This is a genomic window from Gleimia hominis, assembly GCF_032085515.1.
Lineage (GTDB): Bacteria > Actinomycetota > Actinomycetes > Actinomycetales > Actinomycetaceae > Gleimia > Gleimia hominis.
The window spans coordinates 68,416-75,333 of the sequence record NZ_JASXSX010000003.1; the positions used below are offsets into that span (position 1 = coordinate 68,416).

Annotated in this window: 6 protein-coding genes and 2 tRNA genes; 3 read left to right on the forward strand and 5 right to left on the reverse strand. The window is 59.9% G+C overall.

The features are described from left to right. Nucleotides 1–13: 13 nt before the first annotated feature. Nucleotides 14–1,123: a D-alanine--D-alanine ligase family protein gene (locus QS713_RS07710; RefSeq protein WP_313274161.1), complete on the reverse strand. Its 1,110-nt coding sequence runs from the start codon at nucleotides 1,121–1,123 to the stop codon at nucleotides 14–16. Nucleotides 1,124–1,488: 365 nt separating this feature from the next. On the opposite strand from QS713_RS07710, the gene QS713_RS07715 reads away from it, so the two are divergent. Then, on the forward strand, nucleotides 1,489–2,130 hold the full coding sequence (locus QS713_RS07715; RefSeq protein WP_313274164.1) for an AMIN-like domain-containing (lipo)protein: 642 nt from the start codon (nucleotides 1,489–1,491) through the stop codon (nucleotides 2,128–2,130). Nucleotides 2,131–2,347: 217 nt separating this feature from the next. On the opposite strand, the gene QS713_RS07720 is transcribed toward QS713_RS07715, so the two are convergent. Both QS713_RS07720 and murA read right to left on the reverse strand, forming a co-directional pair. Beyond that, complete coding sequence (locus tag QS713_RS07720) at nucleotides 2,348–3,097, reverse strand: lysophospholipid acyltransferase family protein (RefSeq protein ID WP_313274166.1); 750 nt, start codon at nucleotides 3,095–3,097, stop codon at nucleotides 2,348–2,350. A 167-nt stretch (nucleotides 3,098–3,264) separates the two neighbouring features. Beyond that, nucleotides 3,265–4,593 (reverse strand): UDP-N-acetylglucosamine 1-carboxyvinyltransferase, encoded by a 1,329-nt coding sequence (murA, locus tag QS713_RS07725; RefSeq protein WP_313274220.1) that lies wholly within the window; start codon nucleotides 4,591–4,593, stop codon nucleotides 3,265–3,267. Between the two features lie 141 nt (nucleotides 4,594–4,734). On the opposite strand from murA, the gene QS713_RS07730 reads away from it, so the two are divergent. Both QS713_RS07730 and QS713_RS07735 read left to right on the forward strand, forming a co-directional pair. Next, complete coding sequence (locus tag QS713_RS07730) at nucleotides 4,735–5,481, forward strand: IclR family transcriptional regulator (RefSeq protein ID WP_102217211.1); 747 nt, start codon at nucleotides 4,735–4,737, stop codon at nucleotides 5,479–5,481. Nucleotides 5,482–5,486: 5 nt separating this feature from the next. Beyond that, a complete protein-coding gene (locus QS713_RS07735; protein WP_313274170.1) occupies nucleotides 5,487–6,656 on the forward strand; it encodes a glycosyltransferase family 4 protein in 1,170 nt (389 codons plus the stop codon). Here QS713_RS07735 and QS713_RS07740 read toward each other — a convergent pair. Both QS713_RS07740 and QS713_RS07745 read right to left on the reverse strand, forming a co-directional pair. Next, nucleotides 6,635–6,710, reverse strand: a tRNA-Glu gene (locus tag QS713_RS07740). The genes QS713_RS07735 and QS713_RS07740 overlap by 22 nt on opposite strands. A 129-nt stretch (nucleotides 6,711–6,839) precedes the next feature. After that, nucleotides 6,840–6,912: transfer RNA gene (locus QS713_RS07745), tRNA-Glu, on the reverse strand. Nucleotides 6,913–6,918 lie beyond the last annotated feature (6 nt).

The following is a 6,918-nucleotide window of genomic DNA, read 5'->3' on the forward strand; positions in this document are numbered from 1 at the left end:
CCCACGCCCGTTTTTACCGCAGGCCCACGGGACGGGTCAGGGCCTGTTCGATGAGCGTGGTGATGAGGTCCGGGTAGGCGATTCCGGTTGCCTGCCACATCTGCGGATACATTGAGATAGGCGTGAAACCGGGCATCGTATTTACTTCGTTGAGGGTGATTGTGTCGGTTTGTTCGTCGTAGAAGAAGTCGACGCGCGCGAGGCCTTCGCAGCCCAGTGCGGTAAATGCTTCCACCGCGATTTGCTGGATCCGGGTCTGCACTTGTTCGGGTACTGCGGCTGGGCACGATAGTTCCGCTTGGTCTGCGGCCACGTACTTTGTGTTGTAGTCGTAGAACTCGCTGTCTTTTACCGCGATTTCTCCGCACACTGAGGCGCGGGGCCCCTCCTCGGTTTCCAGCACGCCGCATTCAATTTCGCGGCCCGCAATAGCTGCTTCTGCCACTACGCGGCGATCGTATTCGCGCGCGTGGGCGATGGCGTCTTCCAGTTCGCCGGTTTCTGTCACGTGGGTTATGCCCAGTGAGGAACCTGCGCGCGCGGGTTTAATGTAGAGGTCGGTGCCTACGGCGCTGACTTGGGCAAGTGCCCGCGAGCGGTCCGTGTGCCACAGTTCGTCGGTGATGAGGGTCCAGCGCCCCACGTTGATGCCGGCGGCGCGCAGCACTGTTTTCGCCAGGTGTTTATTCATCGCCACTGCGGAGGCCGCGACCCCGCACCCCACGTAGGGAACTGCACACATTTCGAACAGCCCTTGGATCGTGCCATCCTCGCCGTAGGGCCCGTGCAGTAGAGGGAAGATCACGTCCACGTCTTGTAGTTTGCCCAAGATTCCAGGGCTTTGTTTGAAGATTGAGCGCGACCCTAACCACAGGGACACGGTTTCGTCGTCGGCTTCCACGGCACCTTCGGGCCTGTGGTCCATGCTGAATGCTTCTACGTCCCCTGTTACGTGCACCCAACGTCCGTCTTTCGTGATCCCAATGGGGAGGATTTCGAACTTCGTTTGGTCGATCGCGTTCATTACGGATGCGGCGGTTGCGCAGGAAACTTCGTGTTCCCCACTGCGTCCACCGAAAACTAATGCTACGCGGGTTTTGTGTGCACGCCTGGTTTGAGTCATGCCAAATACTTTACCGCCCCGGCGCAACCACCCGGTTATCTCCGCGCCGATAGTCGCTGGGTTTTTGCGCTCGGCTGCGTCAAGATGGCGGTGGCCAGCGGGGTTTGGCACACTAGTTACTATTAGGAGGCGGCATGGAAACAACAGGAAAAAGCAGGCACAACGTCGAGCTGCACCCCGCACGTGGGAGCGAGCAGCACCCCATACCTAAAAGCGAGCGGCACCCCACACCTGTGGGCGAGCAACACCTCATACCTAAAAGCGAGCGGCACCCCACACCTGTGGGCGAGCGCAAACCGAAGCGAAAGAACCACCGCCCCTTCACGACCTCGCGTTTAAAGCAGCTGGGGCGGGCCTGCCTGACTATGGGAGCATGTGCGGCACTCACTGCCGCGTGTTCCAACACAACCTCGAACCAGCCCAGCAGCGCCCCTGCCAGCAGTTCGGCGTCGGCTTCCCCTCAGCATTCGAGGAGCGCTATTCCCACGCCGACTGCCTCACCCACCGCGGATTTGGACGAATCAGACAGCGGCCCCACCCCCTCAGGCAAAAATAGTGAGCGCGAGAACCACCAGTGGACGCAAAACCCGATCGAACTCAAAGGCTCAGAATCAGCGGGAGCGCTCGTGCGGGATTTCCGCGTCGGTGAGCACGACGGGTACTACCGCGTGGTAGTCGAATTCGTAGGCGATAAACGCCCGCAGGTTAAAGCCCAGTGGGCAGCGCAGAAAGTTGTCGAAATGGGACGGGGTCTGCCACTGCCGATCCCGCAAGATCACGTGCTGGACATACGCATGATTGGAACGATCGCGCCGATAATGGCGGACCAGCAGAAAGTGGCGTACAACGGGCCGGCAGACAAGCGGTTAAACGCCCACACGATCGCGTGGTTCGACGGTAGTTACGAAGATCAAACCCACCTGGCGATCTCCACGGGGAAGCAAACCGGCGTGTCCGCCGTGTTTTACGACTCGCCCACCCGCCTCGTGATTGACATTCACAAATAACCACTGCCAGTAGGAGCGGCAGAGAAATCGGTGCCGACGTGAGATCCGCATAGCAACCGGTGCCGACGTGAGACCCGCAAAGCAACCGGTGCCGACGGGGGCGAAAAAGACGGAGACGAAAAGACGGGAGCGGAAAACCCGCCGGCTGCGGAAAACTTGCCGGCCACAAGAGGCAGAAAAGCTCCTCCCGCCCCGCGCGAAAGTGGGAACAACGGCGTTAGGAGCTGGTGGTGTCTCCCGCGTCGTCGTCTGCGGTTAAGTACCGGCCCAGTTTCGGATTCCACGGGTAGCGCGGGGGTTCTTCGTTCCGCAACGCAGCCACCATCTGCGTTATCACGCGTTGCATCCGGCGGGTAGCTGCATGCACGGCCGCGCGGTCTTCCTCATCTTGATTCAAATCAGACAGGTCGATCGCCGGCCCGGTATGCACCCACACGTCTTGCCGGCCCTTGAGGAACGGAATCGAATCGCGGAACCGGTGCATAATCTTGTGCCCACCCCACTGCGCCAGTGGAATCACTGGAACATTCATGGCGAACGCCAGGCGGGCCGCTCCAGTTTTGAACGTCATTGGCCACATGTCTGGATCGCGTGTGAGCGTGCCTTCTGGGAAAAACGCGATCGACTCACCTTGGGCAATCGCAATTTTCGCGTTCTTCAGCGCGTCCCCAGCCTCGGAGGAGGAGCGGTGCACCGGCACCATTTTTGCGCGTTTAAGCACCGTTTTCAGCAGGGGAACGCGGAACAAACTATCTTTCGCTAGGGCGCGCACGGCGTGTCCCTCGTCGCCCAGATAGTACATGACCATGAATGGATCGAACTCGGTCACGTGGTTCATGATCAAAATGAACGGACCCTCCTTCGGGAGGTTCTCTTGCCCCGTCCAATGCGTACGCATCATAGGTCGGATCAGTGGGCCCGTGATCCGCAAAACCGCCTTATACATGCCTTCAGGTTTTTTACTCACGACCTACATCATAATCAAAGCCAGTCGCCCCAGCGCATCCGAACCCACTGCTTTCCCCGCTCGGCCCGCAGCGCATCTGAACCCACTCGTCCCTTTGGTCGCCCCGCATCGCTTCCAACTGCCTCAACGTTCACGAACAGGTTCGAGAGCCGACAGGCGCGGTCTTTTTAGCGGGCTACCATTTCCACGTGGGCGTCCAGCTGCCCTAGTTTCTTGAGGAAGTGCTCGTAGCCGCGCGAGATGACGTCAATCCCTGCGACGTTCGACTCACCTTCGGCCGCTAAAGCTGCGATGAGGTGTGAGAACCCGCCGCGCAGGTCCGGCACCGTGATATTGGCGCCGTGCAGTGGGGTTGGTCCAGAAATAACCGCGGAGTGGCGGAAGTTCCGCTGTCCAAACCGGCACTTCAAGTTCCCTAAGCACTCGCGGTAAACCTGAATGTTCGCCCCCATGTCCCGCAATGCCCGGGTGAAACCAAACCGGTTCTCGTACACAGTCTCATGCACAATCGACAGGCCTTTCGCCTGAGTTAGCGCCACAATCAGGGGCTGCTGCCAATCCGTCATGAACCCCGGGTGCACATTCGTTTCCAGCACAATTGACTTCAGATCCCCACCGGGATGCCAAAACCGGATCCCCTCATCTTCCACCGAGAACCGTCCACCCACTTTGCGGAACGTATTCAAAAACGTGATCATGTCCGGCTGGTGAGCGCCCTCAATAAAAATATCTCCACGCGTGGCCAGTGCAGCACACGCCCAAGATGCCGCTTCAATGCGATCCGGTAGCGCCGTGTGCGTAAACCCTTCGAGCTCGTCAACGCCCTCAATATTGATGGTCCGATCCGTATCCACAGAAATGATCGCTCCCATTTTCTGCAGCACGTTAATCAAGTCCATGATCTCCGGTTCAATCGCAGCGCCCGTCAGCTCCGTAATGCCTTCCGCCATCACGGCGGTGAGCAAAGTCTGCTCCGTCGCCCCCACAGACGGGTACGGCAGGTGCACGCGGGTGCCCTTAAGTCTTTCTGGAGCGCTAATGCGGATTCCACTGGAAAGCTTCTCCACCACGGCCCCAAAGGAACGCAACGTATCCAAATGGAAATCAATGGGCCGGCCCCCAATGTTGCACCCACCCAGGTCCGGGATGAACGCTTCCCCAATCCGGTGCAGCAGCGGCCCACAGAACAAAATCGGAATCCGAGACGAACCCGCGAGCGCATCCACTTCACTACTGTGCGCCGTTTCCACACTCGACGGATCGAGCTCCAACACGCCCCCCGCCTGGTCATAGTTCACGTGCACGCCATGCAAAGTGAGCAGTTCCGAGACCACATCGACATCGCGGATAAGCGGTACGTTACGCAGCGTCGACGGCGTATTCCCCAACAGTGATGCGACCATTGCTTTGGGAACGAAGTTTTTTGCTCCCCGCACGCGTATAGAACCATTGAGCGGTTTCCCGCCGTTTACCCGCAAAACATTTCCAGAGGCCATTTCGCCCTTTCGCACTAACCATCTCTAAGAGTGTGTACTCTACTCTACCGACTCGCCGGCTCCAAGGTCGTACGCGGCAGGTGAACGGAGACAACTCACTTAAAGTTGCCATCTCACGCCTTGAGATGCAATGATCGTGTTATGGACGAGAAGACTAACACTTCCGGAGTGGGCGTCTTAGACAAGGCTGCGCTCGTGCTATCGGCACTCGAAGCCGGCCCTGCTACTTTGGCCCAGCTCGTATCCTCAACGGAACTCGCCCGCCCCACAGCCCACCGGCTGGCCGTGGCCCTCGAGTTCCATCGTTTTGTGGCGCGCGACATGCAAGGCCGCTTCATTCTGGGCCCGCGCCTGGCTGAACTGTCTTCCGCAGCCGGGGAAGATCGTTTACTCACATTCGCGAAACCAGTGCTGGTTGCGCTGCGTGATCACACGCACGAATCTTCCCAACTGTACCGCCGTCAAGGTGACCAAAGAGTGTGTGTAGCCGCCGCAGAACGGCAAATGGGGTTGCGCGACTCCATTCCAGTGGGCGCAACCCTTTCAATGAAAGCTGGTTCTGCCGCGCAAGTGCTTTTAGCGTGGGAAGAACCTGACCGCCTGCACCGCGGCCTGTACGGCGCCGCGTTCAACGCCACCATGCTGTCTGCGGTGCGCCGCCGCGGCTGGGCGCAGTCCATCGCGGAACGCGAAACCGGGGTCGCCTCCGTTTCCGCGCCCGTTCGCGGACCAAAAGGTAAAGTCTTAGCCTCCCTGTCAATCTCCGGGCCCGTCGAGCGGATGGGGCGGCAGCCAGGGCGCCAACACGGCCCGTCCGTAGTGGCGGCTGCGAACCGACTCTCTGACTTCTTACGGCGCGCCGAAGAACAAGACCACTCACAAGGCTAGGACGATTGCGGATCGCACTAGTTTCCGACTGCTACCCCCCGCGCATGGGTGGGATTGAGTCGCAAGTCAGTGGTTTAGCGCACGCCCTGCAGCGCATTGGGCACGACGTCACCGTCATCACCGCTACCGCCAGCCCCCGCCCGGACACGGGCGGGCCCAAAGTTGTGCGGCTCGCACTGCGCCTCCCCGGGCAAGTGCCCGTTAACCCATTCGCCGGCCCCACTCTGCGCCGCATGCTGCCACTGTACGACGTAGTGCACATTCACATGGGAGTCGTCTCCCCGTTCGCCCGCATGGCCGCAAAAATCTGTGCCGAGCTAAAACTCCCGACCGTGCTCACGTGGCATTGTTTACTCACCGACTCGCGCACCTGGTATGGCTGGGTGCATCCCCTCGCGCAATGGGCCGCCACGCCGATGAGTTTAACCGCCGTGTCCCACGCCGCCGCGCAAGCAGTGCAGGCATGCAGCCGCTCCCCCCTCAACGTCAAAGTACTTCCAAACCTAATCGATACCGACCCGTGGGAACGCGCCCGCCAAAACCGCATCCACGCGCGCGCGCAACAAACCAGGCGGAAACTGCGCACACTCGAAAAAACCCCAGAATGCAGTCGCAACTACGCGGGGCCACAGCCACTGCGGCTAGTGACCGCAACCAGGTTAGCGGGGCGTAAACGAGTAGTGCCCTTTGGGAAAACGATTCTGCGGATGCAACGCGCGGGAATCGCTGTGCGCTGGGACGTTTACGGAGTGGGGCCCGACGCCGCAGCCCTGAAGAAACTCGCGCGGCAAGGTGCGCCGATACGCCTGCATGGCCGCGCTAACGCCACCACCCTAGCGCACGCCTACGAACGTGCGGACGCCTTCGTCTCCCCAGTGGTGCACGAAGCGTTCGGCATTGCTGCAATCGAAGCGCGCGCCTGCGGCCTACCCGTGCTAGCTAGAAGTAATAACGGAATCGCCGACTTCATTACCTCCGGGGTAAACGGCGCCCTAGTCGATTCCGATGAGCAGTTAGAAGCAGCGATCGCCCGCCTGGTCCGGGCCCCTCAAACTTTATGTAAACTGCAAGAAGCCGCACTGGAACCCGTGGATTACACGTGGAAGACAGGAATGTGGCGGTACGTGCAGGCCTACGAAAACGCCCGCGTGGATGGTACCCCCAACCGGATTTGAACCGGTGTCGCCGCCGTGAGAGGGCGGTGTCCTAGGCCGCTAGACGATGGGGGCCAAATCGGCGCCTACGCATTCTTCCGCACCAAGAAGGGCTCAACCGAAATGGTTTTCGCGCCAAGAAAGACTCTCGAACCAAAATGGTTTTCGAACTAAACATGGGAACGGTTGAATGCTCAGACGCAGTACCCCCAACCGGATTTGAACCGGTGTCGCCGCCGTGAGAGGGCGGTGTCCTAGGCCGCTAGACGATGGGGGCCAAAAG